General features: G+C 71.9%; 20 protein-coding genes. 11 read left to right on the top strand and 9 right to left on the bottom strand.

From position 1 onward, the window contains the following. Nucleotides 1-2: 2 nt before the first annotated feature. The 4 genes from BM419_RS15765 to BM419_RS15750 all read right to left on the bottom strand — a co-directional run bounded on the left by BM419_RS15765 (nt 3) and on the right by BM419_RS15750 (nt 4,045). Complete coding sequence (locus BM419_RS15765) at nt 3-542, bottom strand: Ros/MucR family transcriptional regulator (protein WP_091926972.1); 540 nt, start codon at nt 540-542, stop codon at nt 3-5. A 391-nt stretch (nt 543-933) separates the two neighbouring features. Then, a complete protein-coding gene (locus BM419_RS15760) occupies nt 934-2,154 on the bottom strand; it encodes an ABC transporter permease (RefSeq protein WP_091926971.1) in 1,221 nt (406 codons plus the stop codon). A 97-nt stretch (nt 2,155-2,251) separates the two neighbouring features. Continuing rightward, nucleotides 2,252-2,746, bottom strand: coding sequence for a DUF4112 domain-containing protein (locus tag BM419_RS15755; protein ID WP_091926970.1), 495 nt, complete (start codon nt 2,744-2,746; stop codon nt 2,252-2,254). 129 nt (nt 2,747-2,875) lie between these two features. Next, nucleotides 2,876-4,045 carry an aminotransferase gene (locus tag BM419_RS15750; protein WP_244540787.1) on the bottom strand — a complete coding sequence of 390 codons (1,170 nt, stop codon included), beginning with the start codon at nt 4,043-4,045 and terminating at the stop codon, nt 2,876-2,878. A 366-nt stretch (nt 4,046-4,411) separates the two neighbouring features. Between BM419_RS15750 and BM419_RS32405 the strand changes: the two genes are divergently transcribed. The 5 genes from BM419_RS32405 (at nt 4,412) to BM419_RS15730 (ending at nt 14,653) form a co-directional block, all read left to right on the top strand. Then, nucleotides 4,412-4,588 (top strand): hypothetical protein, encoded by a 177-nt coding sequence (locus BM419_RS32405; RefSeq protein ID WP_020094024.1) that lies wholly within the window; start codon nt 4,412-4,414, stop codon nt 4,586-4,588. A gap of 298 nt (nt 4,589-4,886) precedes the next feature. Then, the gene (locus BM419_RS15745) at nt 4,887-6,293 is read left to right on the top strand and encodes an MdtA/MuxA family multidrug efflux RND transporter periplasmic adaptor subunit (protein ID WP_091926969.1); all 1,407 of its coding nucleotides are present in this window, start codon (nt 4,887-4,889) and stop codon (nt 6,291-6,293) included. A gap of 64 nt (nt 6,294-6,357) precedes the next feature. Then, the gene (locus BM419_RS15740) at nt 6,358-9,483 is read left to right on the top strand and encodes an MdtB/MuxB family multidrug efflux RND transporter permease subunit (protein ID WP_056533669.1); all 3,126 of its coding nucleotides are present in this window, start codon (nt 6,358-6,360) and stop codon (nt 9,481-9,483) included. Then, nucleotides 9,480-12,947 (top strand): efflux RND transporter permease subunit, encoded by a 3,468-nt coding sequence (locus tag BM419_RS15735; protein WP_020094027.1) that lies wholly within the window; start codon nt 9,480-9,482, stop codon nt 12,945-12,947. The genes BM419_RS15740 and BM419_RS15735 overlap by 4 nt, the downstream gene beginning before the upstream one ends. A 170-nt stretch (nt 12,948-13,117) precedes the next feature. Beyond that, the gene (locus tag BM419_RS15730) at nt 13,118-14,653 is read left to right on the top strand and encodes an efflux transporter outer membrane subunit (RefSeq protein ID WP_091926968.1); all 1,536 of its coding nucleotides are present in this window, start codon (nt 13,118-13,120) and stop codon (nt 14,651-14,653) included. Between the two features lie 32 nt (nt 14,654-14,685). On the opposite strand, the gene dmeF is transcribed toward BM419_RS15730, so the two are convergent. Further along, nucleotides 14,686-15,678: a CDF family Co(II)/Ni(II) efflux transporter DmeF gene (dmeF, locus tag BM419_RS15725; protein WP_091926967.1), complete on the bottom strand. Its 993-nt coding sequence runs from the start codon at nt 15,676-15,678 to the stop codon at nt 14,686-14,688. Nucleotides 15,679-15,794: 116 nt separating this feature from the next. Between dmeF and zwf the strand changes: the two genes are divergently transcribed. Continuing rightward, nucleotides 15,795-17,321 (top strand): glucose-6-phosphate dehydrogenase, encoded by a 1,527-nt coding sequence (zwf, locus tag BM419_RS15720; RefSeq protein ID WP_091926966.1) that lies wholly within the window; start codon nt 15,795-15,797, stop codon nt 17,319-17,321. A gap of 262 nt (nt 17,322-17,583) precedes the next feature. On the opposite strand, the gene BM419_RS15715 is transcribed toward zwf, so the two are convergent. The 3 genes from BM419_RS15715 to BM419_RS15705 all read right to left on the bottom strand — a co-directional run bounded on the left by BM419_RS15715 (nt 17,584) and on the right by BM419_RS15705 (nt 20,662). Next, the gene (locus BM419_RS15715; RefSeq protein WP_020094031.1) at nt 17,584-18,549 is read right to left on the bottom strand and encodes a homoserine kinase; all 966 of its coding nucleotides are present in this window, start codon (nt 18,547-18,549) and stop codon (nt 17,584-17,586) included. 114 nt (nt 18,550-18,663) lie between these two features. After that, nucleotides 18,664-19,665 carry a 4-hydroxy-3-methylbut-2-enyl diphosphate reductase gene (gene ispH / locus BM419_RS15710; protein ID WP_091926965.1) on the bottom strand — a complete coding sequence of 334 codons (1,002 nt, stop codon included), beginning with the start codon at nt 19,663-19,665 and terminating at the stop codon, nt 18,664-18,666. A 136-nt stretch (nt 19,666-19,801) separates the two neighbouring features. After that, the gene (locus BM419_RS15705; RefSeq protein WP_091926964.1) at nt 19,802-20,662 is read right to left on the bottom strand and encodes a C40 family peptidase; all 861 of its coding nucleotides are present in this window, start codon (nt 20,660-20,662) and stop codon (nt 19,802-19,804) included. Nucleotides 20,663-21,007: 345 nt separating this feature from the next. On the opposite strand from BM419_RS15705, the gene BM419_RS15700 reads away from it, so the two are divergent. Then, nucleotides 21,008-21,340 carry a hypothetical protein gene (locus BM419_RS15700; RefSeq protein WP_020094034.1) on the top strand — a complete coding sequence of 111 codons (333 nt, stop codon included), beginning with the start codon at nt 21,008-21,010 and terminating at the stop codon, nt 21,338-21,340. A gap of 60 nt (nt 21,341-21,400) precedes the next feature. Here the strand turns inward: BM419_RS15700 and BM419_RS15695 are convergent, their stop codons facing one another. Then, nucleotides 21,401-22,111 carry an MgtC/SapB family protein gene (locus BM419_RS15695; protein ID WP_056533658.1) on the bottom strand — a complete coding sequence of 237 codons (711 nt, stop codon included), beginning with the start codon at nt 22,109-22,111 and terminating at the stop codon, nt 21,401-21,403. Between the two features lie 257 nt (nt 22,112-22,368). Between BM419_RS15695 and BM419_RS15690 the strand changes: the two genes are divergently transcribed. The 4 genes from BM419_RS15690 (at nt 22,369) to BM419_RS15675 (ending at nt 25,996) form a co-directional block, all read left to right on the top strand. Then, complete coding sequence (locus BM419_RS15690; protein ID WP_020094037.1) at nt 22,369-23,406, top strand: AAA family ATPase; 1,038 nt, start codon at nt 22,369-22,371, stop codon at nt 23,404-23,406. Nucleotides 23,407-23,552: 146 nt separating this feature from the next. Further along, nucleotides 23,553-24,422, top strand: a complete 870-nt coding sequence (locus tag BM419_RS15685) for a DUF58 domain-containing protein (RefSeq protein WP_175556314.1) — start codon at nt 23,553-23,555, stop codon at nt 24,420-24,422. Between the two features lie 51 nt (nt 24,423-24,473). Then, complete coding sequence (locus BM419_RS15680) at nt 24,474-24,965, top strand: DUF4381 family protein (protein ID WP_091926963.1); 492 nt, start codon at nt 24,474-24,476, stop codon at nt 24,963-24,965. 8 nt (nt 24,966-24,973) lie between these two features. Then, nucleotides 24,974-25,996, top strand: coding sequence for a VWA domain-containing protein (locus BM419_RS15675; protein ID WP_026605067.1), 1,023 nt, complete (start codon nt 24,974-24,976; stop codon nt 25,994-25,996). The last annotated feature ends 25 nt before the right edge of the window (nt 25,997-26,021 follow it).

The following is a 26,021-nucleotide window of genomic DNA, read 5'->3' as shown; positions in this document are numbered from 1 at the left end:
GCTCAGGCGGCCTCGACCTTGCGGCTCGCCCGGGTCTTGGTCGCGGCGGTCTTGCGGCGACCGGAGGCAGGGGCGGAGGCGGGGGCGGCAGCCTCCTCCTCGGCGGCGGCCTTGTCGGACGCCGGGGACCGGCCCGGCTGGCCGAGGCCGAGGCTCTTGGCGAGCGCCGAGCGCTGCGCCGAGTAGTTCGCCGAAGTGGTCGGGTAATCGGCCGGCAGGCCGTAGCGCTCGCGGTAGGTCTGCGGATCGAGACCGTGCTTGGTCAGGTGACGCTTCAGCGTCTTGTACGACTTCCCGTCGATGAAGCTGACCAGCCCGTCGGGACGGATCGACTTGCGGATCTGGGCGGGCGTCGGCCGCTCGACGCTCTCGGTCGCCGGAGCGACGGGGCCGGCCCCGATCGTGTTCAGCGCCTCGTGGATGCTCGCGATCAGGGCCGGCAATTCGGCCGAGGGCAGCGAGTTGTTGGAAACGTAGGCCGCGACGACGTCCACGGTCCGCTCGATGAAATCCAATTGCGATGTCGGCGCAGCTTCTGACATTCTCTCGTTCCTCGGCACAAATGCCTGATGGGATCCCCACTTTTCGCGAGTTAAGTCAGCGTCCGAAAAATGCAAGCCGCGCCATACAATTATCTGTGATGAGACCGAAGTCTAACTCTGCATCACGCGGCGAGGCTTACAGGGTATGGTTGCATTGGCGCCACTTAATGGACACTTCTGAGAGGCTTTATCGGTGTCCGCCCGGCGAATGCTAGTCGCTTCCTCGAAGCGGGTTTTCGCAGCCGGCAGAGACCTTTACCCCCGGGTCAGGGGCCGGCTCTAGACGGTCGTATACGATTGCCGCCCGGTCGTGCGGGCACAATGCGCAATCTTCGTACAGTTGTGCGAGCGCGGGGCGAGGCCCTGCGTCATTTTCGCAACCCGCGCGGCCTCAGGCGAAAGTCTTGCGCGGATCGAAGGCGTCCCGCACGGCCTCGCCGGCGAAGACGAGCAGGCTCAACATCACGGCGATGACCAGGAAACCGGTCAATCCGAGCCACGGCGCGGTCAGATTGTCCTTGCCCTGCGCGAGAAGCTCTCCGAGGGACGGCGAGCCCGGCGGCAGGCCGAAGCCGAGGAAGTCGAGCGAGGTCAGGGTGGTGATCGAGCCGTTCAGGATGAACGGCAGGAAGGTCAGCGTCGCCACCATGGCGTTCGGCAGCAGGTGGACTGTCATGATCCGGATATTCGACAGGCCCAGCGCCCGGGCGGCCCGGACATACTCGAAGTTCCGCGCCCGCAGGAACTCGGCGCGCACCACGCTCACCAGCGCGACCCAGGAGAACAGCAGCATGATCCCGAGCAGGACGAAGAAGCCCGGGGCGATGAAGGCCGAGATGATGATGATCAGGTAGAGGGTTGGGATGCCGCCCCAGACCTCGATGAAGCGCTGGAAGGCGAGATCGACCCAGCCGCCGAAATAGCCCTGCACGGCCCCCGCGATGACCCCGATCACCGACGAGACCGCGGCCAGGATCAGACCGAACAGGACCGAGATGCGGAAGCCGTAGATCACCCGCGCCAGCACGTCCCGCGTGGTGTTGTCGGTGCCGAGCCAGTGCCAGGGAATGTCCGCGCAGGTCGAGCCGCCGAGCTTCTCGGCGACGGGCTTGCACTGCGCGTCCGTGAGCATCCAGGTCGGCGGCGACGGCGAGGGCGTCGGCAGGTCCTCGTTGATCGTGTTGTACGCGTACGGGATCGGCGGCCACAACGCCCAGCCGTTCGCCGCGATCTCCCGGCGGATCTCGGGGGAGCGGTAGTCGGTCGTGGCGAGGAAGCCGCCGAACTTCTCCTCCGGATAGTCGACCAAGACCGGGACCAGCCACTCGCCCTTGTAGGACATCACGATCGGGCGGTCGTTGGCGATGAACTCCGCGAACAGGCTGAGCACGAACAGGACCGTGAAGATCACGAACGATCCGTAGCCGAGCCGGTTGCGGCGGAAATTGTCGAGGCGGCGCCGGTTGAGCGGCGACAGCCGAGCGCGCCGGCCGACGGCCCCGGGCAGGACCGGCGGCGGCGCGCCCTCGTCCGGCCGCAGGACCAGCGGCTGGGCGCCGGGCATCGGCGCGGGCACGACCTCGCTGTCGCCGGGACGCGTGACCTCGTTCATCCGTGCTGCCTCCCGAGCCGCGTCGCGCGCGCGCCGGCCGCCCCGATATCCGGGCGGCCCCGCGACCGGTCGGCCGCGGGACGGAGGCCGGGAACGCTCAGCCGTCGAGCCGGGTCACGGTGCCGTCGATCTCGGTGGGACGCAGGTTGCCGCTGCGCTCCAGCCAGCGGCGCAGCAGCCGGACGTTGCGGCGGTTGGCCTTGAAGGCGGCGTCGAACAGGTCGCCCGCCACCGGCACGGCGCCGATCAGCCCGTCGAAGGCCACGTTCAGGCCCATCCTGGCCACCAGCCAGCGCGGCGCCCCGAGGCGCTTCGCCTCGTAGACGATGAAGGACGAGATCACCATGCCGGCCAGGTCGCCGATCACCGGCACGAGGCCGATCAGCGCGTCGAACCCGACCCGCCGGTTGATGCCCGGGATGACGAAGGCGGTGTCCATCAGGTGGGCCAGCGTCTCCAGCCGGGCGAGGCTCGCCTCCCGTCCGAGATCCGCCGACAGATAGGGGGGCCGGGTACCGGCGCGGGTCTCGCCTCCGGGGAAGGTCTCGGCACGGGCGAAACGCCCGGCCCGGGCAGCCTGGGTGAAGTCCATGGTCGGGATCCGTCGGGAAGCCATCGTCCCCAACGATGTGGCCCCCCACCGGGATCCCCGCAAGGACGGCGCCCGCTCGGCGCGCGCGGTCCCTCGTGCTGCCCGTCATGCCGTCCCTCGAGCCGACCCTCATGCCCCGGCCCCCGGGAGCCCGCGCATGCGGTCGAGCGCCGCATCCAGGGTCGCGTCGTCCTTGGCGAAGCAGAGCCGGACGAGGCCGCGCACGGAGGCGTCCGGGTAGAAGGCGCTCACGGGGATCGCCGCGACGCCGTGACGGGTGACCAGGGCCTCGCAGAAGGCCACGTCGTCGGCGTGGCCGCGGGCGGCGATGTCGATGTTGAGAAACCACGTGGCCCGGGCCGGCAGCACGGTGAAGCCGAGGCCGCGCAGGCCGTCCGCGAGCCGGTCGCGGGACCGGGCGTAGCCGGCCCGCATCGCCTCGAACCACGGGGCCGGCTTGCCCAGCCCGTAGGCCACCGCCTCCTGGAGGTTCGGGGGCGTCGTGAAGGTCAGGAACTGGTGCGCCTTGGCGAGCCCGCGCATCAGCCGGGCATCGGCCATCACGAAGCCGACCTTCCAGCCGGTGAGGGAGAAGATCTTGCCGGCCGAGCCGATCTTGACGGTCCGCTCCCGCATCCCGGGCAGCGCCATCAGCGGCCGGTGGCGCGCGCCGTCGAACACCACGTGCTCCCAGACCTCGTCGCAGAGGGCGGTCACGTCGAAGCGCTGGCAGTAGCGGGCGAGCAGGTCGAGGTCCTCGGGCGCGAACAGGGTGGCGCTCGGGTTGAGGGGGTTGTTCAGCACCACGACCCGGGTCCGCGCCCCGAAAGCCTCCGCGAGCGCGGCCTCGTCGAGGCGGAAGGCCGGGGGCCGAAGCGCCACGATCCGCGGTACGCCGCCCGCCCGCCGGACCAGGGGCAGGTAGGCGTCGTACATGGGCGCGAACAGCACGACCTCGTCGCCGGGCTCGATCAGCGCCAGGAGCGCACCGGCCAGGGCCTCGGTCGCCCCGGAGGTGACCATCACCTCGGTCTCCGGGTCGAGGACGAGGCCCTGGTGCTGCGCGTAATGGGCGGCGACCGCCTCGCGCAGGGCCGGCAGGCCCATCATCGGCGGGTACTGGTTCCAGCCGTCCAGGAGCGCCCGCGCGCCCCGCTCGCGGACATCCGCCGGCCCGGCATCGTCCGGGAATCCCTGGCCGAGATTGATCGCACTGTGGACCCGCGCGAGACGCGACATGGTCTCGAACACGGTCGTGGGCAGCGCGTCGAAGACGGGGTTGATGACGGCGGACCTCATGCGGCGCGGCACGGAGTACGGCACGCAGCGCCGGGCATCGAGAAAGTCGGCATGGCGGGTCTCGGCATCGCCGGCCTGTAACATGGCCGTCGCGCGTTGCGGAATGTGCGCGGTCGCACAGACCCGGTCTCCGGCGCGCCGGGGCCTGCTGACGAATGTTGACATTCATCACCCGTCTCTTAGGTTCGGATCACGGCCGGAGCGGCGCACACGCCGACGGAGCTTCGCCCCCTCGCTCCGTCAGCGGGGCGCCGCTCCGGTCCCCAGAAGGGCCATCGACTTGCGGGTCGGTGGCCCTTTCGGCATGTCCGGACGCGGCCGCACCCGCTCACGCCCCGCTCGCTGGGTCGGCCACCGGATACGACGATGCGGCCTTCCTCACGCGCGTTCCTCGGCTGCCTGGTGCTGGCGCTGCTGATCGGCGGCCTCGGACTCGGCCTGCGCCGCGCCGTGGCCGTCACCCCGGTCGATCCCGCGTTCCGGGCGGTGCTGCGCGCTTATGCGGTACCGGACGCGTCCGGCGGGCCCCAGCAACACGAGTGAAACGTCGCCGCCCTAGTGACGGCGCATTGACCGGGCACCGGTGGAGGGCGCCGCGAGGTGCGCGAGCGGCGCGGCCGCGGGTGTCCATGACGCCGCGGTAAGGAGCCGTTCGGGGCCCGGACAGCTTTATGGGCTTACGCTCCCGTACACGGGATCGGAGCCGTCGGGTCCCGCGGGACCGGGCGGCTTCAGGACGGGCTTCCGGGACGCGGCGTTCCGGGGGCGGCATGGGGGCTTGGACAGCGAGGGATAGGGTGCCGCCGGTCGCGCAGACGACCGTCCTGTGCTCTAGTCAGGCATGAACGAGAGTTCACCGATCCGGACCGACACGGCCCGCGCCTACCAGCCCGGCGAGGCGCCCGCGCGCGAGGTCCGGACGCGGCGCTTCCGCCCGATCCGCTGGCTCGTGTTCCTAGTGCTGCTCGCCGGCGCCGGGGCGATCGGCCACCGCTGGTACGAGGCGCGCACCGGCAAGGGCGCCGAGCCGGCGACGGCGCATCACACCGGCGGCCACGGCGGCCGGCGCGGCGGGGCCGACATGCCGCAGGCGGTGGGCATCGCCAGCGCCACGACCGGCGACATGCCGGTGGTGCTGCAGGGCCTCGGCACCGTGACGCCGCTCGCCACCGTGACGGTGAAGTCGCAGATCAGCGGCTACCTCACGCAGGTGCAGTTCCGGGAGGGCCAGAACGTGAAGGCGGGCGACGAGCTCGCCCGGATCGATTCCCGCCCCTACGAGGCGCTGCTCGCGCAGTACCAGGGCCAGCTCGCCCGCGACCAGGCGCTGCTCCAGAACTCGAAGCTCGACCTGCAGCGCTACCAGACGCTGAACCGGCAGGACTCGATCTCGAAGCAGAACGTCGACACGCAGGCCGCCCTGGTGAAGCAGAACGAGGGCACGGTCGCGGCCGACCAGGCGCTCGTCGACCAGCAGAAACTCAACATCGCCTATACGCACATCGTCTCGCCGGTGGACGGCCGCGTCGGCCTGCGCCAGGTCGACCAGGGCAACTACATCTCGGCCGCCTCCACGGCGATCGTGGTGGTGACCCAGCTCCACCCGATCTCGGTGGTGTTCACCCTGCCGGAGGACGACGTGTCGCGGGTGATGCGGCAGGTGCGGGCGGGCGCGAAGCTCACCGTGCGGGCCTACGACCGCGGCGACGCCCACGAGATCGCCACCGGCCGCCTCGACACGGTCGACAACCAGATCGACACGACCACCGGCACGGTGAAGCTGCGCGCGCTGTTCGACAATTCCGACGAGGAGCTGTTCCCGAACCAGTTCGTCAACGCCAAGCTGACCGTCGACACGGTGCGGGGCGCGACGCTGGTGCCGAATTCCAGCCTGCTCCAGGGTACGCCCGGCACCTACGTCTACCTGATGGACGGGGACAGCAAGGTCACGGTCCGGCCGATCAAGACCGGCGAGACTGACGGGACCCACACGGTGGTGGTCTCCGGGCTGAACCCGGGTGACCGCGTCGTCACGGACGGCACCGACCGGCTGAAGGACGGCGCGCCGGTGCGCATCACCGAGGGCGCGCCGGCGGCGGCCGGCGACGGCAAGGCCGCGGCGGCGAAGCCGGACGGCAAAGCTGACGGCAAGGGGGAGGTGAAGCCCGCCGCGCCGGCCGACGCGGCGGCGGATTCCCAAGGGACAGCGGAGGGCGGTCGTCGGCACCGGCGCCGTCAGGCGCAGTGAGGACAACTCTGGCGCGACGCTCCCTCTCCCCCCTCCGCGGGGGAAGGGATAACGGGAGCGCGTCATGAACCCGTCCCGCCTGTTCATCCTGCGACCGGTGGCCACGACGCTGCTGATGCTGGCGATCCTGATCGTCGGCGGCGTGTCGTACCTGAACCTGCCCGTCTCGGCGCTGCCGGCGGTCGATTACCCGACGATCCAGGTCCAGACCTTCTATCCCGGCGCCAGCCCCGAGGTGATGACCTCCTCGGTGACGGCGCCGCTGGAGCGGCAGTTCGGCCAGCTCGCCAACCTCAACCAGATGACCTCGCAATCCTCCGCGGGCGCCTCGGTCATCACCCTGCAGTTCAGCCTGGACCTGCCGCTGGACATCGCCGAGCAGCAGGTCCAGGCGGCGATCAACGCCGCCGGCAACCTCCTGCCCTCCGACCTGCCGGCGCCGCCGATCTACGCCAAGGTCAACCCGGCCGACGCGCCGGTCCTGACGCTGGCGCTCACCTCCAAGACCCTGCCGCTCACCCAGGTGCGCGACCTCGCCGAGTCGCGCCTCGCGCAGAAGATCAGCCAGGTGGCGGGCGTCGGCCTCGTGAGCATCTCGGGCGGCCAGCGCCCGGCCGTGCGGGTGCGGTTCAACGCGCGGGCGCTCGCCGCCTACGGGCTCAACATCGACGACCTGCGCACCACCATCACCAACCTCAACGTCAACACGCCGAAGGGCACGATCGACGGGCCGAAGCAGTCCTACGCGATCAACGCCAACGACCAGATCCGCGACCCGAAGGCCTACGACGCGGCGATCATCGCCTACCGCAACGGCGCCCCGGTGATGCTCTCGGAGGTGGCCGACGTGGTCGAGGGGCCGGAGAACACCAAGCTCGGCGCCTGGGCGGACGCGACGCCGGCGGTCATCCTGAACATCCAGCGCCAGCCCGGCGCCAACGTCATCGCGACCGTCGACAAGATCAAGTCGCTGCTGCCGCAGCTCCAGGCGAGCCTGCCGGCCGCCGTCGCGGTGGCGCCGCTCACCGACCGGACCACCACGATCCGCGCCTCCGTGGAGGACGTGCAGTTCGAGCTCGGCCTCGCCATCGCGCTGGTCGTCTTGGTGATCTTCCTGTTCCTGCGCAGCCTGTCGGCGACCCTGATCCCGAGCCTGTCGGTGCCGCTATCGCTGGTCGGCGCCCTGTCGGTCATGGACCTGTACGGCTTCTCCCTCGACAACCTGTCGCTGATGGCGCTCACCATCGCCACCGGCTTCGTGGTCGACGACGCCATCGTGGTGATCGAGAACATCGCCCGGCACGTGGAGGCGGGCGACTCGCCCCTGGAGGCGGCGCTCAAGGGCTCCCGCGAGATCGGCTTCACCATCATCTCGCTGACCGTCTCGCTGATCGCCGTGCTGATCCCGCTCCTGTTCATGGGCGACGTGGTCGGGCGGCTGTTCCACGAATTCGCCATCACGCTGGCGGCCACGATCATCATCTCGGCGGTGGTCTCGCTGACGCTGGTGCCGATGCTGTGCGCGCGGCTCCTGAAGCACGTCCCGGAAGCCGGTCACCGCCGCCGCGAGGGCGTCCTCTCCCGCCTCGGCCGGCGCGCCATCGACGGCACGATCGAGTCCTACGGCCGCTCCCTGCGGGTCGTCCTGAACCACCAGGGCCTGACCCTGCTGGTGGCGCTCGGCACGCTCGGGCTCACGATCTACCTGTTCGCGGTGATCCCGAAGGGCTTCTTCCCCGTGCAGGACACGGGCGTCATCCAGGGCATCACCCAGGCCGACCAGTCGGTCTCCTACGCCGCCATGGCCGAGCGCCAGCAGCGGATGGCCGAGATCGTCCTCAAGGACCCGGACGTGGCGAGCCTGTCGTCGTTCATCGGGGTCGACGGCCAGAATGTCACGCTCAATTCCGGCCGGATGCTGATCAACCTGAAGCCCCGGGACGCGCGCACCGCGACGGCGAGCGCGATCATCCGGCGAATCTCGGCGGCCACCGCGAACCAGCCCGGCATGCGGCTCTACATGCAGCCGGTCCAGGACCTGACCATCGACACGGCGGTCTCGGCGACCCAGTACCAGGTGATCCTGGAGAGCCCGAACATCGACGATTTCGAGACCTGGGTGCCGCGTTTCACCGAGGCGCTGGCGAAGTCGCCCGTGGTCACCGACGTGGCGAGCGACCACCAGGGCCAGGGGCTCGCCGCCTACGTGACCATCGACCGACCGACCGCCGGCCGCTACGGCATCACCCCGGCGACGATCGACAACGCCCTCTACGACGCCTTCGGCCAGCGGATCATCTCGACGATCTTCACCCAGTCCAACCAGTACCGGGTGATCCTGGAGGCCGACCCGAAGCTGCACACGACGCTCCGCAGCCTCGACGCGATCTACCTGCCCTCCTCCACGGCGACCAACGGGCAGGTGCCGCTCTCGGCGGTCGCGCGGATCAGCGAGCGGCGGGCGCCGCTGCTGATCTCCCATCTCGGCCAGTTCCCGGCCACCACCGTGTCGTTCAACCTCGCCCCCGGCGCGGCGCTGGGGCAGGCGGTCGAGGCGATCGACAAGGTCAAGGCCGAGATCGGGCTGCCGCCCTCGTTCCGGGTGGTGCCGCAGGGCTCGGTCTTCGCCTTCCAGTCGGCGCTCGGCAACGAGCTGTTCCTGGTCCTGGCGGCGATCGTCACGGTCTACATCGTGCTGGGCGTGCTCTACGAGAGCTTCATCCACCCGATCACGATCCTCTCGACCCTGCCGTCGGCGGGGATCGGGGCGCTGCTCGGCCTGATGCTGTTCGGCCTGTCGCTCGATATCATCGCGGTGATCGGCATCGTGCTGCTGATCGGCATCGTGAAGAAGAACGCCATCATGATGATCGACTTCGCGCTCCAGGCGGAGCGCGAGGACGGGCTCGAGCCCCGCGAGGCGATCTTCCAGGCCTGCCTGCTGCGCTTCCGGCCGATCCTGATGACGACGCTGGCGGCGCTCTTCGCCGCGGTGCCGCTGATCCTCGGCACCGGCGTCGGCTCCGAGTTGCGCCAGCCGCTCGGCATCTGCATCGCGGGCGGCCTGATCGTCAGCCAGGTGCTGACGCTGTTCACCACGCCGGTGATCTACCTGGCCTTCGACCGGCTGGAGCGGCGGATCTCGGGGCGGCGGGGGCCGGATCTCGCGCCCGGCGAGGCGCTCCCGTGAACATCTCCGAGCCGTTCATCCGGCGGCCGGTGGCGACCACGCTGCTCACGATCGGCGTGCTGCTCGCCGGGCTGTTCGCCTTCCTGAAGCTGCCGGTGGCGCCGCTGCCGCAGATCGACTTCCCGGTGATCCTCGTCCAGGCCCAGATGGCCGGCGCCTCGCCCGACACTATGGCCACCACCGTGGCGGCGCCCCTGGAGCGGCGGCTCGGCGCCATCGCGGACGTCAACGAGATGACGTCCACGAACTCCCTCGGCTCGACCCGGATCGTGCTGCTGTTCGGCCTCAACCGCGACATCGACGGCGCGGCCCGCGACGTCCAGGCCGCCATCAACGCGGCGCGCGCCGACCTGCCCGCGTCGCTCCGGCAGAACCCGACCTACCGGAAGTTCAACCCCGCCGACACGCCGATCATCATCCTCGGCATGACCTCGGAGACGCTGACCCGCGGCCAGGTCTACGATTCCGCCGCCACCGTGGTGCAGCAGAAGCTGTCGCAGCTGCCGGGCGTCGGCAACGTCGATATCGGCGGCTCGTCCCTGCCGGCGGTGCGGGTCGAGCTCGATCCCACGGCCCTGTTCAACTACGGCATCGGCCTCGAGGGCATCCGGGCCGCGCTCGCCTCCGCGAACGCGAACTCGCCCAAGGGCGAGATCGACGCGGGCGACCGCCGCTACCAGCTCTACGCCAACGACCAGGGCCGCAAGGCCGCCGATTACCGCGACATCATCGTGGCCTACCGCAACGGCGCCGCGGTGAAGCTCACCGATGTCGGGCAGGTGCTCGACGGGGTCGAGGACAAGCGCAACCTCGGCATCGTCAACGGCAAGCCGGGCGTGCTGCTGTTCGTCTACAAGCAGCCCGGCGCCAACGTGGTCGAGACCATCAACGCCGTGAAGGAGGCGCTGCCGCAGATCACCGCCTCCCTGCCCGGCGGCATCGACATCAAGCTCACCGGCGATCGCAGCGCCACGATCCGCGCCTCCCTCGCGGCCACCGAGGAGACGCTGCTGGTGGCGGTCGGCCTCGTCATCCTGGTGGTGTACGGCTTCCTGCGCTCCTGGCGGGCCACGCTGATCCCGGCGGTCGCCGTGCCGATCTCGATCGTCGGCACCTTCTCGGCGATGTATCTGCTCGGCTACTCGCTCAACATCCTGTCGCTGACCGCGCTGATCATCGGCACCGGCTTCGTGGTCGACGACGCCATCGTGGTGCTGGAGAACGTCCAGCGGCACATCGAGGAGGGCAAGCCCCGGCTCCAGGCGGCGCTGATCGGCGCGCGGGAGGTCGGGTTCACGGTGATCTCGATGAGCCTGTCACTCATCGCGGTGTTCCTGCCGATCCTGCTGATGGGCGGCCTCGTCGGCCGCATCTTCCAGGAATTTTCGGTGACCCTGTCGCTGTCGATCCTGATTTCCTTGGTGCTCTCGCTCACGACCACGCCGATGATGTGTGCCCGGCTGCTCCGGGCCGAGGGGCATGGCCCCAATGGCGAACCGCCGGCCGGCCGCCGGCCGAACCTGCTGATCCGGATTCTGGAGGGCGGCTTCGCCCGGCTGCTCGGGGCCTACGCGCGGACGCTGGAGGTGGCGCTCGCCCATCCGCGCCTCGTCCTGCTGAGCCTGCTCGCCACGGTCGGGCTCAACGTCTACCTCTACATCATCGTCCCGAAGGGCTTCTTCCCCGAGCAGGATACCGGGCAGATGATGGGCGGCATCCAGGCCGACCAGCGCATCTCGTTCCAGTCGATGGAGAAGAAGCTCACGCAGGCGACCGCGATCGTCGGGGCGGATCCGGCGGTCGAGAGCGTCGTCGGCTTCACGGGCGGCCGCGGCACCAACTCGGCCAACGTCTTCGTCGGCCTGAAGCCGCTCAACGAGCGGGCGCCGATCTCGGCCGTGATGGCGCGGCTGCGGCCGAAGCTCGCGCAGGTCGCGGGCGCGCGCCTCTACGTCTTCCCCCGCCAGGACCTGCAGATGGGCGGCCGCCAGAGCTTCGCCCAGTACCAGTACACCCTCCAGGGCGACACGGCCGAGGAGCTGTTCGCCGCCGCCCCGAAGCTGGTGGCGGCCCTGCAGAAGGACCCGACCTTCGCGGACGTGACCTCAGACCAGCAGGAGGGCGGGTTGGAGAGCCGGGTCGTGATCGACCGGGCGACCGCGTTCCGCTACGGCATCACGCCGAACAAGATCGACAACACCCTCTACGACGCCTTCGGCCAGCGCCAGGTCTCGACGATCTACAACCCGCTGAACCAGTACCACGTCGTGATGGAGATCGCGCCGCGCTACCTGGAGACGCCGGAGACGCTCAAGCAGATCTACGTCTCGACCTCGGGCGGCAACGCGCCGGGCTCGGCCACCACCAACGCGGTCGCCGGCACGGTGGCGGCGGGTGGGACCGTCAACACCAACGCGGCGACCGGCACCAGCAGCCCGGGCAGCGGGTCGTCGGCGAGCGCCGCGACCGGCGTCGCCACGGGCTCCGGCGCCGTCGGCGGCTCGGGCACCGCGGGCGCCGTCGCGGCGGCGGCCGCCGCCGCTTCCGCCAGCACGGCCGACACCGCCTCGAACGCCGCCGCCATCGCGTCCGACTCGGCCCGCAACGCCTCCGCCAACGCCATCGCGGCGAGCAAGGGCGGCGCCTCGTCGAGCGCGCCGGTCTCGGCCGCCAAGGAGACGATGGTGCCGCTCTCGGCCTTCGCGCGGATCGAGCCCGGCAGCGCCCCCGTGCAGGTGAGCCACCAGGGCCTGTTCGTGGCGACCACGATCTCGTTCAACCTCGCCCCGGGCAAGAGCCTGTCGGACGCCACCGACGCCATCGACCGGGCCATGGCCTCCCTGCAGCTGCCCGCCACGATCCACGGCGAGTATGCCGGCGCGGCCAAGAACTACGTCGCCTCCGCGTCGCGGCAGCCGCTGCTGATCCTGGCGGCGATCCTGGCGGTCTACGCGGTGCTGGGGATCCTCTACGAGAGCTTCGTGCACCCGCTGACGATCCTCTCGACCCTGCCCTCGGCCGGCGTCGGCGCGGTGCTGGCCCTGCTGGTGACGGGCACCGACTTCACCATCATCGCGCTGATCGCGGTGTTCCTGCTCATCGGCATCGTGAAGAAGAACGCGATCATGATGATCGACGTGGCGATCGACGCGGAGCGGACCCGGGCCGCGAATCCCGTGGACGCGATCCGCGAGGCCTGTCTCCTGCGCTTCCGGCCGATCATGATGACGACGCTGGCCGCCATGCTCGGCGCCGTGCCGCTGATCCTGGCCAACGGCGAGGGCGCGGAGCTGCGCCGCCCGCTGGGCATCGCCATCGTCGGCGGGCTGATTGTGAGCCAGATCCTGACCCTCTACACCACCCCCGTCGTCTACCTCACCCTCGATCGCCTCCGGCACAGGGTGCTCAACCGGCGCAGGCGCGGCGGGCGGAGCGGAGAAGCGGCGCTGCCGGCCGGAGAGTGATGGTTAAGGTTTCACGTGAAACAGCGGCGGCCGCGATCGCGCGCGGGGGTTCCTCCAACCCACCTCCTCATCCTGAGGTGCCGCGCAGCAGCCTCGAAGGAGGACTCCAGCCAGGCGCGCGATTCCTGGAGGGCTCCTTCGAGGCCTCCGCTACGCTCCGGCACCTCAGGATGAGGTTCAGGGTGGGCGGTGCGCTTTTTACCCATCAACGGCTCCGCACCCTCGCATCCCTCCTCCTCGCCGCCCCGCTCCTCGCCGGCTGCGTGGTCGGCCCGGACTACACCCGACCCTCCGTGGAGACGCCGCTGGCCTACAAGCAGGGCGGTGTCCGGGAGGACAGCCCGGCCTACGTCGCGGCGCGGAAGAAGGGCTGGCGCGAGGCCCGGCCGAGCGACGCGGTCGAGCGCGGCGACTGGTGGCGGGTGTTCAAGGACCCGACCCTCGACCGGCTGATCCGCCTCGTCGACGTCGACAACCAGTCCCTCCGGCAGGCGGTGGCGAATTATCGGCAGGCGCGGGCGCTCGTCGCCTCCGCGCAGGCGGCCCTGTACCCGACGGTGATCGGCGCGCCGAGCATCACCCGGACCGGCAGCGGCACCGCCACGCGCACCAACGTGGCGCTGCTGGGCCAAGCGAGCTGGGAGCTCGACCTGTTCGGCGGCACGCGCCGCACCATCGAGAGCGAGGCGGCCCTGGCGCAGTCCGACGCCGCCACGATCGCGCTGACCCGCCTGAGCATCCAGGCGGAGATCGCGGCCGACTACCTGACGGTGCGCTACGCCGATTCCCTCCAGAAGGTGCTCGATGAGAACGTCGAGAACTTCAAGAGGACCCTGGCGATCACCGAGAACCAGTACGCCGCCGGGGTCGCGGCGCGCTCCGACGTGATCACCGCGCAGACCCAGGTCCAGACCATCCAGGCCCAGGCCATCGCGGTGCGCCTGACCCGGGTGCAGTTCGTCAACGCCATCGCCACCCTGATCGGTCGCCCGCCCTCCGAGGTGTCGATCCCGGTATCCGGCATCGGGCGCAGCCCGCCGGGCGTGCCGGTGGGCATCCCCGGCGACCTGCTGGAGCGGCGGCCCGACGTGGCCCAGGCCGAGCGCCTCGTCCAGGCGCAGAGCGAGCGCATCGGCGTGGCGGTGGCGGCCTTCTTCCCGACCGTGACGATCTCGGCCCAGGGCGGCATCTCGGGGGCGACCCGCAACGGCCTGCTCTCGGCGGCCAACCAGGTCTGGTCGGTGGCGGCCTCCGGCAGCGAGGTGCTGTTCGACGGCGGCGCCCGCACCGCGGCGCTGCGCTCGGCCGAGGCCGGCTACGACGCGGCGGTGGCCAATTACCGGCAGGTGGTGCTGGCCGCCTTCGCGGAGGTCGAGAACCAGATGGCGGCTTTGCGCATCCTCGGCCAGCAGCAGGGGGCGCAGGACACCGCCGTGGACCTGTCGCGCAAGGCCGTGGAGATCACCCTCAACGAGTACCGGGCCGGCACCCAGAACTTCACCACGGTGGTGACCGCGCAGAACCTGCTCGTGAACAACGAGGTCAACGCCCTTCAGGTGCGACTGAACCGCTTCACCGCGGCGGTCACGCTGATCCGGGCGCTCGGCGGCGGCTGGGACGTGCGCGCCCTGCCAAGCGATTCCGAGCTGAAGGGCCCGAGCCTGCCGATCGACCGGGGCGGCCAGGCGGTCCGCCCCGACGAGTAGCGGCCGCCGGGCCGAGCGCCCGCGCGGGACCTTCAGGCCGCCGCCGCGTGCCCCCCGCAGGGCTGGACCTCGACGGTGACGTGGCTCAGGCCCTTCACACCGGCGAGGCGCGCCTTGTAGTGGGCGGGCGGCTGCGGATCGTCGCTGACGAGGGCGATCACGGCGGCCCGGTGGCCCGGCCCGACCCGCCAGAGATGCAGGTCGCTGACCCGGTCGCCACCGATCTCCAGGCGCTCCCGGATTTCCCGGGTGGCCGCCGGCGAGGGCCGCGCGTCGAGGAGCACGAGGGCGGCCGTCCGCAGCAGGCTCCACGACCACGCCAGGATCACCGCGGTGCCGACGAGGCCCATGGCCGGGTCGAGCCAGGCGAGGCCGAGATAGCGCCCGCCGAGCAGCGCCGCGATGGCCAGGACCGACGTCAGCGTGTCGGCCAGGACGTGGACGTAGGCGGCCCGGAAGTTCGTGTCGTGGCCGCCGTGGCCGCCATGCGCGTGGCCCGCGTGCGCGTGACCTCCGTGCGCGTGGCCTCCGTGATGGTGAGCGTGGTCGTCGTGGCCGTGGTCGTCGTGGTCGTCGTGCAGCAGCCAGACGCTCGCGAGGTTCACGGCGAGCCCCAGCACGGCGATCGGGATCGCCTGACCGAAGCCGATCGCCACCGGATGCAGCAGCCGGTCGAGGCTCTCGGCGCCGATCAGCAGGGCGATCAGGCCGAGCAGCAGCGCGCTGGCGAAGGCCGCGAGGTCGCCGAACTTGCCGGTGCCGAAGCTGAAGCGGGGGTCGTCCGCGTGGCGCCGGGCGAAGTGGTAGGCGAGCGCCGCGACGCCCAGGGCCGCCGCGTGGGTCGACATGTGCCAGCCGTCGGCGACCAGCGCCATCGAGCCGAGCCACGTGCCGCCGGCGATCTCCGCCACCATCGTGACGGCCGTGAGCGCGACCACCGCCCAGGTCCGGCGGGCGTGCCGATCGTGCCGGTCGCCCAGGAAGACGTGGCTGTGGGCCCAGGGCTCGAGGGAATGGGTATGCATGCGGGGTTCCTTGATCCTAGCCTCGGCGCAGCATAGCCCAGCGGGTACCGGAACGGGCCTCGCCGCGGCGGGTTGTCAGGCCGGTTTGGTGCAGTGCAGCCACACGGGAGTCAGGGATGGCCGAGCCGACGACAGCCCTCAAGGACACGGCAGCCTGCGGCACGCAGCCGGCGCCGCCCTGCACGCTGGTGATCTTCGGGGCCGGCGGCGACCTCACCAAGCGCCTGCTGATGCCCTCGCTCTACAACCTCGCCGGCGCCGGCCTGCTGTCCGAGGGCTTCTCGATCCTCGGCATCGATCACAATGACGGGACGGACGAATCGCTCCGCGAGAATCTCACCCAGACCCTGGAGGCGTTCAGCAAGGACCCGACCTCGGAGTTCCACGCCGACCACATCGACCCGAAGAGCTGGAGCTTCATCCGGGACCGGCTCCACTACCTCAAGGGCGATTTCGAGAAGCCCGAGACCTACGCGGCCGTGAAGCAGCGGGTCACCGGCAGCGCGGTGTTCTACTGCGCGGTGGCGGCGCGCTTCTTCGGGACGATCGTGGACGGGCTCGGCCAGGCCGGCCTGCTCAAGCAGGAGGGCGACACCTTCCGCCGCGTGGTCATCGAGAAGCCGTTCGGCTCCGATCTCGCCTCGGCCCGGGAGTTGAACGCCCGCATCCTCCGCCAGGGCGACGAGAGCCAGTTCTACCGGATCGACCACTTCCTGGGTAAGGAGACCGTGCAGTCGATCATGGCGTTCCGCTTCGCCAACGGCCTGCTGGAGCCGGTCTGGCGGCGGGAATACATCGACAGCATCCAGATCACGGCGGCCGAGACCGTGGGCGTCGAGGAGCGGGGCGGCTTCTACGAGCCGACCGGGGCGCTGCGCGACATGGTGCCGAACCACATGTTCCAGCTGCTCTGCATGGTCGCCATGGAGCCGCCGAACTCCTTCGACGCGGAGGCCGTGCGCACCGAGAAGGCCAAGCTCGCCGAGGCCGTGAAGCCGATCCCGCTCGAGGACGCGGTGCGCGGCCAGTACACGGCCGGCACATCGGAGGGGCGCGCCGTGCCCGCCTACCGGGACGAGCCGCACGTGGCGAAGGACTCGGTCACCGAGACCTACATCGCCCTGAAGCTCAACATCGAGAACTGGCGCTGGGCCGGCGTGCCGTTCTACGTCCGCACCGGCAAGCGCATGACCGGGCGGCGCACCGAGATCGCGGTGCTGTTCAAGCCGGCGCCGTTCAAGATGTTCGAGGACACCCCCACGGCCGACCTCGCGCCCACCGTGATGCGGATCCAGATCGATCCCGATCACGGGGTCAGCACGGAGTTCAACGTCAAGGTGCCGGGGCCGCAGATGAAGATCGGCCGGGTGCGCTCCGGCTTCCGCTACAAGGACTTCTTCGCCGACCGGCCGAATGTCGGCTACGAGACGCTGCTCTACGATTGCATGACCGGCGACGCGACGCTGTTCCAGCGCGCCGACAACATCGAGGCCGGCTGGGCCGCGGTCGATCCCCTGCTCAAGGGCTGGCCGCAGGCGGAGGTGAACTTCTACCCCGCGGGCAGCGCCGGCCCGACGGAGGCCGACGCGCTGCTCGCCCGCGACGGCCGCCACTGGCTGGGTCTGGACGGCGAGACCGACTGAGCGGCCCGACGATTCGTTCGAACGCGAGGGTCGGCGGTTTCGCGCCTCCCCTTCCCGAAGCGGTGCGGCCGCCTGCCGCCCCCTGCGCCCCAGCCGTCAGTGCGCGTGCAGAGAAGCGATCCAGGGTAGCGCCACGGCGACGAGCGTCGCGCCACCTTGGGTCACGTCGCTGCGCTCCCGGTGACGGGGTTCGGCCCTGTCAAACCGGTCGTGGCGGATGGATCGACCCGGTTGTCCAGCGGGTCGCCGGCTCATCCGCGTCTCAGCCCGCCCGGCCGTAATCGCGGGCGTCCCGCGCCTGGCGGTGAAAGGTGAGCCGGCGATCGAATTCCCGCGGGTCCTTCGGCTTTACCAGGGCGCCCGGGGGCACGTTCAGCCAGTCGACCAGCCGGGTGAGCATGAAGCGGAGCGCGGCGCCCCGGCACAGGATCGGCAGGGCCGCGACCTCGGCGGCCTCCAGGGGCCGCACGGCCTCGTAGCCGGCGATCAGCGCGGCGGCCATGTCGCGGTGGAAGGTGCCGTCGGGGTCGAAGCACCACGCGTTCAGGCAGACCGCGAGGTCGTACGCGAAGGCGTCCGTGCATGCGAAGTAGAAGTCGATCAGGCCCGACAGCGCGTCGCCGATGAAGAAGACGTTGTCGGTGAACAGGTCCGCGTGGATCACGCCGCCCGGCAGGTCCCGGGGCCAGTGCGCCTCCAGGACGGCGAGGTCCGACCGGGTGCGCGCCGCGAGGCCGGGCTCGACCGAATCGGCCTGGGCCTCGGCCTGCGCGAAGAGCGGGCGCCACGCGGACACCGAGAGATTGTTGTCCCGCACCATCGGGAAGTCCCGGCCGGCGGCGTGCAGCTCCGCGAGGGCCCGGCCGAGTTCCCGGCAATGCTCGACGCCCGGCGCCTTGACCGAGACCCCCTCCAGGAAGCTCACGATGGCGGCGGGCCGGCCGCAGAGCTGGCCGAGGGCCTGGCCGGCCCGGTCGCGCACGGGCTGCGGGCAGGCGAGGCCGCGGGCCGAGAGGTGCTCCATCAGCCCGATGAAGAACGGCAGGTCCTGTTCCCGGACGCGCTTCTCGTAGAGCGTCAGGATGTAGGCGCCCTCAGTCGTGTGCAGGAAGAAGTTCGAGTTCTCGACGCCCTCCGCGATGCCCTTGAAGGAGAGCAGGCTGCCGATCGCGTAGGCGGACAGGAACTCGGCGAGCGCCGCGTCGGATACCTCGGTGTAGACGGCCACGTGTCTGCGCTCTGATGTCGGAAGTTCGATACGGCAAGGGGCGCCGAAGCGCCCCCGCATAAAGCCTGCCGCGCGCCCCGAGCCCGGGGCGTCGGCGCTGTCGGACCGGACCGCCTACTCGGCGGCCTCACTGCGCAGCTCCCGCGGCAGCGGGAAGACCATGTCCTCGATCACGGTCGAGACCGTGTCGACCATCACGTCGTAGCGGGCCGCGAAGGCGTCGATGATCTCCTCGACCAGGACCTCGGGGGCCGAGGCGCCGGCCGTGAGGCCGAGCTTGCGGATGCCCTCGAAGGCCGGCCAGTCGATCTCCTCGGCGCGGAGCACGAGGCGGGTGATCGGGCAGCCGACGCGCTCGGCGACCTCGCGCAGGCGCTGCGAGTTCGACGAGTTCGAGGAGCCGACCACGATCAGGGCGTCGACCAGCGGCGCCACCTGCTTCACCGCCTCCTGGCGGTTGGTGGTGGCGTAGCAGATGTCGTCCTTGTGCGGCCCGGTGATGTTCGGGAACTTCTTCTTCAGGGCGTCGACGATGTGCCGGGTGTCGTCCACCGACAGGGTCGTCTGGGTGACCCAGGCGAGGTTGTCGGGATTGTCCGGGGTCAGGGCCGCGATCTGCTCGAGATCCTCCACGAGGGTGATCGAGCCCTTGGGCAGCTGGCCCATCGTGCCCACCACCTCGGGATGGCCGGAATGGCCGACCAGCAGGACGTGGCGGCCGCGCTTGTGGTGGATCTCGGCCTCGCGGTGGACCTTGGTCACCAGCGGGCAGGTGGCGTCGATCGTGGTCAGCCCGCGCGAATCAGCGTTGGCCGGCACGGTCTTGGCCACGCCGTGGGCGGAGAAGATCACCGGGGCGCCGCCGTCCGGCACCTCGTCGAGCTCGCGGACGAACACGGCGCCCTTCCGCTTCAGGCTCTCCACGACGTACTTGTTGTGCACGATCTCGTGGCGGACGTAGACGGGCGGCCCGTAGATGGCGAGCGCCCGCTCCACGACGTCGATGGCCCGCACCACGCCGGCGCAGAAGCCGCGCGGGGCGCAGAGCAGGATCTCCAGCGGCGGCTTGCCGGCGGTGCCCGGGACGGGCTCGGGGGTCGCGATATCGGCGGTCATGCGGGGGATGTGGCGAGGGCGGGGCTGTCCTGTCAACAGGACTGGCCCAGGAACCGGGCGGGAAGAGGGAAGCGGAGCCGCTCCGTGGCCCCTCTGTAGCACGATTGCCGCGGGAATGGGACCCGCGCCGGCTCCCTCAGAGCCGCCGGATCCCCGTCACGGCGCCGAAGCTGTGTGCCGCGATGCGGGCGACCGCCCCGGCGAGCGGCTCCGCGGCGACCGCCATGTGGTGGCCGTTGGCGTGGATCAGCGTCTCGGGATCGACCATCAGCCCGACATGGCCGCGCCAGAAGACGAAGTCGCCCTGGCGCAGGCCCGCGACCTCCGGGCGCGCGGGGTCGAACGTCAGCGCCTGCCCGAGGGCCCGCTCCTGCATGTCGGCGTCGCGCGGGCAGGGCAGCCCCGCCGCGTCGAGGCAGAGCTGCACGAGGCCGGAGCAGTCGAGCCCGAGGCTGGTGCGGCCGCCCCAGAGATAGGGGGTCCCGGCGAGCCGCGCGGCCGTCGCGGCGTAGTCCGGCTCGCGCGCGTCGACGGGCGCGCAGTGGCGGGCGAACACGTAGCCGCCCGGCGTCTCCAGGTAGGTGCCCGCCTCCCCCGTCGCGGCGAGGCGTGCGCCGAGGCTGAGATGGCCGAGGACCGGCCGCTTCAGGTCCGGCTCGGGATACAGGAAGGTACGCAGGGCGGTGACGCGGTGCGTCGGCTCCGGATCGGCCGGACCGAGGCTTTCGGCCGGCAGGTAGCCGACGTAGCCGTCGCGGGCGAGCTGCACGAAGGCGAAGCCGTCCGCCGTGTCGTAGAGGTCGACCGCGTCGCCCAGCAGCGCCTCGGTGTCGAGCCCCGCGTCGGCGGCGGGCGCGCGGCGCAGCGGCGCCGACGGCGATGTCACCCGCCGCGGCGTGCCGGCAACGTAGCGCGCCGCCGCGATGCGGTCCCGCAAGCGGAGATCGGCGACGTGCGGCCGGGCCGGGGTCAGCCGGGGATCGAGGCTCTCGGTCATCCGCGGACCCTACCATGCCGGGCTGAAGCGCGGGTAAGCGCGAGCTCGCCGGACTGCGCCACTATGACGCATCGGGGCGCGTTTCCGAAGCTGGGCGGACGGCACTGGCCCGCGGAACGCTCGAAACTTCGGCAGGTCGGGCACCGGATGCCCGAAGCGGTCCGAGCCTGCCCAAGCGCGCGGCAGCCGGCCTTACAGCCGCGCCACTGCGCGTCAGCTCCGCGTCTCCCCCGCGCTATCCGCCGGCGAGACATGTGCGGGAGGCGCCCATCACACGTTTTTGATGCACTGCACAACCTGCCCGGAAGGCGCTATGTCTGGTCCATGAAGACCGCGAGTCGCCCCGTGAAGAAGACGCAGAAGAGCTTCGCCGACCTGCCACCGATCCGCGTCCGCCGCGAGCCGCCCACCGTGAGCGAGGCGGTCGCCGCCGCGCAGGACCTCGCGGACGACGTGGAGCAGCAGGTCGAGATCGCCGCCGGCCTGATGGGCCTGCCGGCCGACGAGGTCCGCCCCCACGTCCTGGCGGCCAAGAAGGCCAAGCCGGAGCGCACCCCCGAGCGGATCCTGACCCAGGCGAGCCCGAGCCGGGCCCCGCGCACCGTGGTGGTGGAGCGCCGCACGCGCCCGACCGTGGTGATCGAGCGCCGCAGCCGGCCCCTCGACCCGCGTCGCTGACGCCCCGGGTCACCGCCGGAGGGCGGCCCTCCGGATCGCCGCCCCGCCCGCGCGCCGCGCTCAGTCGGCGGTCTGCACCGACCACGTGGCGTGGCGGATGCCGGGCATCCGGGCCAGCTCGTTGGTCACGGCGTCGAGTTCCTCCGCCTTGACGGCGCTGGCTGTGAGCGTCGCCACCACGTCGACCGCGCTCTCGCCGCGCTCCTCGATCTCGACGCTGCCGACCGGGTAGTTCGCCGCCTCCAGGCGCTCCACCAGCAGGTCCTGCGCCGGCCCGGCCTCGCCGGGCGCCGTGGTGACCTGGACCTCGTAGGTCGCCTCGGTGGCGGATTCGCGGATCGGCGCGCGGTTGATGGCGTTCACCAGCGGCCGGAGCGCGGTGTTGCAGGCGAGCACCGTCACCATCACGAACACCGCCTCCAGGGGCAGGTCGGCGCCGCAGAAGGCCCCGACCGCGGCCGAGCACCACAGGGTCGCGGCCGTGTTGAGGCCGCGGACGTTCATCCCCTCCTTCATGATCACGCCGGCGCCGAGGAAGCCGATGCCGGAGATCACGTAGGCCACGGTCCGGACGCCCCCGTCCGGACCGGTCAGACGCATGCCGAGATCCACGAAGGCGCTCGCCCCGACCGCGACCAGCACCGCCGTGCGCAGGCCCGCGGTGCGCTGCCGGTACTGCCGCTCGGCCCCGATGATCGTGCCCAGCACGAAGGCCACGAGCAGGCCGATCGCGGATTTCAGTTCTTCGGGGAGGGCGGCGTAGCTGGTCATCCGGCGTCTCATGGGAGCGGAGAGGTGACGGAACCGTGACACCATGGCCCGGGCGGGATCGGAAAGCGTGTCCGAAGCGGGATTGACGGCCGCACCGGGCAGCGGGCACACCGGCAAGAGCCTGAGGATCCCTTAAGAATCCGGGACCCGGCCGAGGAGACGTGCAGGATGCAGCACACGGCCCAGGACAAGGCCCGGAACATGGCCCGGAACATGGCCCGACGGGCGGATCCGCTCCGCACCGGATCGTTCTCCGCATGAGCGGCGCCACGAGCGGCGCCCTCGCCGAACGCAGGCCCGACACCGCACCCGACAAAGGGTCCAGCAGCACGCCCGACGCCGCCCTGCACGGCCGCGTCATGGCGCTGCGTGAGGGGCTGGAGCGCGGCCTGATCGGCAGCGCCGGCCTCGTGGAGCGCCTGCTGATCGGGCTCCTCACCGGAGGGCACCTGCTGATCGAGGGCGCGCCGGGGCTCGCCAAGACCCGCGCGGTCAAGCGCCTCGCCGACGGCCTCGACGGCTCCTTCGCGCGCATCCAGTGCACCCCGGACCTGATGCCGGCCGACCTCACCGGCACCACCGTCTGGCGTCAGGACAGCGGCACCTTCGAGTTCCTGCCCGGGCCGCTGTTCCACGCCCTCGTGCTGGTGGACGAGGTCAACCGCGCCCCCCCGAAGGTGCAGTCGGCGCTCCTCGAATCCATGGCCGAAGGGCAGGTGACGGTCTCGGGGACGACGCACCGCCTGTCCGACCCGTTCATGGTCGTGGCGACCCAGAACCCGATCGAGCATGCCGGCACCTTCCCGCTGCCGGAGGCGCAGCTCGACCGCTTCCTCCTCCACGTCGTGGTCGACATGCCCGACGAGACCACCGAGCGGGCGATCCTCGACCTCGTGGAGGGCGAGATCACCCACCACGTCGACGCGATGACCGTGCGGCTGTCGCTGGCGGACGTGCGCGCCGCCCGGGAGGCGGCGCTCGCCACCTACGTGTCGCCGGCCCTCAAGGACTACCTCGTCCGGCTGGTGGCGGCGACCCGCACCGACGCGGCCGCCCCAGACCTGCGCGCCATGATCGAGCACCCGGCCTCCCCCCGCGGCACCCTGGCGCTGATGATGGCCGGCAAGGCCCGGGCCTGGCTGCGGGGGCGCGACCACGTCACGCCCGAGGACGTCGCGGAGCTGGCCCGCGACGCCCTCTCCCACCGGATCGGCCTGACCTGGCGGGCGGCCGCCGAGGGCCGGACGGCGCGCGGCCTCGTCGGCGAGCTGGTGCAGCGGGTGCGGGCGCTCTGACGGTGTTCGGGTTCGGGCAGGCGCGGCGCAGATCCCCTCCCCCCGCCGCGGGGGCGGTCGGCCCGACCGCCGGGGGCCCCTTCCCCGCCCGGGAGGCGGGGCGAGACCGCGCCGAGCACGGCATCCACCTCTCGGGCGAGGCCCTGATGGGCCTGCGCCACCTCGCCCGGCGGGGCTCCGCGCCCGCCACCCGGACGCTCGCGGGCCTGCCGGGCGGCATCGTCACCCGGCGCCGCGGGCGCGGGTCGGAGCCGGAGGACGTCCGCCTCTGGTCCGAGGGCGACGACCGCCGCTTCATCGACCGCAACGCCACGGCCCGCACCGGGCAGCTGCACGTCCGCACCCACCACGACGAGCGCGACCGCGCCGTGGTGCTGCTCGCCGATTTCCGGCCCGGGATGCTGTTCGGCACCCGCCGGGCCCTGCGCTCGGTGGCGGCCGCCGAGGCTCTGGCGCTGCTCGGCTGGCGGGTCGCCGCCGACGGCGGCCGGGTCGGCCTCGCGGTCGCCGCGGCCGGCGCGCCGACCGTGCTGCGGCCGGCGGGCGGCGAGCGCGCCATGATCGCGGTCACCGGCGCCCTCGCCCAGGCCCACACCGACGCCTTGAAGGTCGAATCCGGCGCGCCGGCCCGCGCAGAGCCGCCGCTGGAGGCGACGCTCGCCCTCGCCCGCAGCCTGCTGCCGGCCGGCGGCCACCTCGTCATCGCCAGCGCCCTGGACGATCCCGGCCCGGGCTTCGACGAGCTCCTGACCCTGCTCGCCGAGCGGATCGCCATCCGGCTGATCCTGGTGAGCGACGCCTTCGAGCGCGCCCGGCCGCCGGGCTACTACCCCTTCGCCCTCGCGGACGGCCGCCGCGGGACCGCGCTGCCGACCGCGGGAGGACAGGCGGACGCGTCCGCCGAGGCCCGGCTCGCCGACTACGCCCGCCGCGGCATCGCGGGCGTGCGCCTCGACGTCGAGACCGGCCCGGAGGCCTACGCGCCGCTCATGGAGCGCCTCGATGCCGTGCTGTGAGGCCGGACCCGGCGGTGCGATCCCCGGCGACCTGATCCGCGGCGCGACCCGATGAACCCCGTCGCGCCCGCCGAGATCCCCCTGTCCCTCGACCAGCTCCGGGGCCTGCACCTGCCCGGAGGCGCCGCCGGCGCCGTGCAGGGCGAGGTCGTGGCCGCGGCCGCCCTGGGCTTCCTCGCCGCCCTGCTGGTGGGGCTCGTGCGCTACGGGCGCGGCCGGGCGCGGGCCACCCTGCGCCGGGCGGCGCTCGCCGAGCTCGCCCGGAGCCGAGGCCTCGACCCGGAGGCGCGCCTCGTCGCCCAGGCCCGGCTGCTGCGCAGACTCGACCGGTCTCTCGACCGGTCCGGCGAGGCCGAGGCAGGGACCGGGACCCGGGCGACGGGCCCGGACTGGGCGGCCCGGCTGGACGGGCTGTTCCGGACCGACTTCTTCACCCGGGGCGCCGGCCGGGTGCTCGCCGACGGGCTGTACCGGCGGCAGGATCCCGACCTCGACGCCCTGGACGCCGAGCTCGCCCGCCTGATCGGGCGGCTGCGGGCATGAGCGGATTCTTGCCCGCATGGCTCAGCGCGCTCCTGTCGGCCTTCGACCTCGCCGCGCCCTGGGCGCTGCTGGCGCTGCCCCTGCCGCTGCTGGCCGCGCGCCTGATCCCGGCGGAGCCGGAGGGGGGCAGCGGCGCCCTGCGCGTGCCCGCGACCCTGGTGGCCGGCGCGCGCGCCGGCGCCGACCGCGCGGCCCGCGGGCGCCGGCGGGCCCTGCTCACCTGGACGCTGTGGATCGCCCTGGTGGCGGCGCTGTCGGGCCCGCGCCTCGTCATGCCGGCGGCCGCGCTCCCGGCCTCGGGCCGCGAGATCATGATCGCCATGGACCTGTCGGGCTCGATGGAGCGGCGCGACTTCGCCCTCGACGGCGAGACCGTGAACCGGCTCACCGCGGTCAAGCGCGTCGGCACCGACTTCATCCGGCGCCGGGCCGGGGACCGGATCGGCCTCGTGATCTTCGCCGACCAGGCCTACGTGGCGGCGGCGCCGAGCTTCGACACCGCCGCGGTCGCCCGGGCGCTGGACGAGGCCACGATCGGCATCAGCGGCCGCTCCACCGGCATCGGCGACGGCCTCGGGCTCGCCCTGCGCCGGCTGGACCCGCGGGACGCCGGGGGGGACGCCGCCGGGGCCAGGCCGGGCGAGAAGGCCGCGAAGGCCGTGATCCTGCTGTCGGACGGCGCCAACAATGCCGGCCAGACCGCCCCCAAGGACGTGGCCGAGCTCGCCAAGGAACTCGGCATCAAGGTCTACACGATCGCCCTGGGGCCCCGCGACATGGCCGACGCCGACGGCGAGCAGGACGTGGTCGACACCGAGACCCTGCGCGACATGGCGCGGGCGAGCGGCGGCGAGGCGTTCCGGGTGCGCACCACCGAGGATCTGGTCCGGGTCGCCGACGCCATCGACCGGCTGGAGGGCGGCCGCGCCCTCGCCCCGCCCCTGCCGCTCCGCCGGGACCTCTGGCCCTGGCCGGCCGCCCTGGCTTTCCTCAGCGCCGCGCTCCTGCTGGCCAGCCGGAGGGGCGCGTGATGGTACGATACCCCGCGCCCCCGAC

The organism is Methylobacterium sp. yr668, from assembly GCF_900116245.1.
GTDB lineage: Bacteria > Pseudomonadota > Alphaproteobacteria > Rhizobiales > Beijerinckiaceae > Methylobacterium.
This window is presented reverse-complemented; position numbering and strand designations above follow the sequence as displayed.

Coding starts and splice junctions, on each gene's coding strand:
- BM419_RS15765 (WP_091926972.1), bottom strand. CDS start 542: ATGTCAGAAGCTGCGCCGACATCGCAATTGGATTTCATCGAGCGGACC.
- BM419_RS15760 (WP_091926971.1), bottom strand. CDS start 2,154: ATGAACGAGGTCACGCGTCCCGGCGACAGCGAGGTCGTGCCCGCGCCG.
- BM419_RS15755 (WP_091926970.1), bottom strand. CDS start 2,746: ATGGACTTCACCCAGGCTGCCCGGGCCGGGCGTTTCGCCCGTGCCGAG.
- BM419_RS15750 (WP_244540787.1), bottom strand. CDS start 4,045: ATGAGGTCCGCCGTCATCAACCCCGTCTTCGACGCGCTGCCCACGACC.
- BM419_RS32405 (WP_020094024.1), top strand. CDS start 4,412: ATGCGGCCTTCCTCACGCGCGTTCCTCGGCTGCCTGGTGCTGGCGCTG.
- BM419_RS15745 (WP_091926969.1), top strand. CDS start 4,887: ATGAACGAGAGTTCACCGATCCGGACCGACACGGCCCGCGCCTACCAG.
- BM419_RS15740 (WP_056533669.1), top strand. CDS start 6,358: ATGAACCCGTCCCGCCTGTTCATCCTGCGACCGGTGGCCACGACGCTG.
- BM419_RS15730 (WP_091926968.1), top strand. CDS start 13,118: ATGAGGTTCAGGGTGGGCGGTGCGCTTTTTACCCATCAACGGCTCCGC.
- dmeF (WP_091926967.1), bottom strand. CDS start 15,678: ATGCATACCCATTCCCTCGAGCCCTGGGCCCACAGCCACGTCTTCCTG.
- zwf (WP_091926966.1), top strand. CDS start 15,795: ATGGCCGAGCCGACGACAGCCCTCAAGGACACGGCAGCCTGCGGCACG.
- ispH (WP_091926965.1), bottom strand. CDS start 19,665: ATGACCGCCGATATCGCGACCCCCGAGCCCGTCCCGGGCACCGCCGGC.
- BM419_RS15705 (WP_091926964.1), bottom strand. CDS start 20,662: ATGACCGAGAGCCTCGATCCCCGGCTGACCCCGGCCCGGCCGCACGTC.
- BM419_RS15695 (WP_056533658.1), bottom strand. CDS start 22,111: ATGACCAGCTACGCCGCCCTCCCCGAAGAACTGAAATCCGCGATCGGC.
- BM419_RS15690 (WP_020094037.1), top strand. CDS start 22,369: ATGAGCGGCGCCACGAGCGGCGCCCTCGCCGAACGCAGGCCCGACACC.
- BM419_RS15685 (WP_175556314.1), top strand. CDS start 23,553: ATGGGCCTGCGCCACCTCGCCCGGCGGGGCTCCGCGCCCGCCACCCGG.
- BM419_RS15680 (WP_091926963.1), top strand. CDS start 24,474: ATGAACCCCGTCGCGCCCGCCGAGATCCCCCTGTCCCTCGACCAGCTC.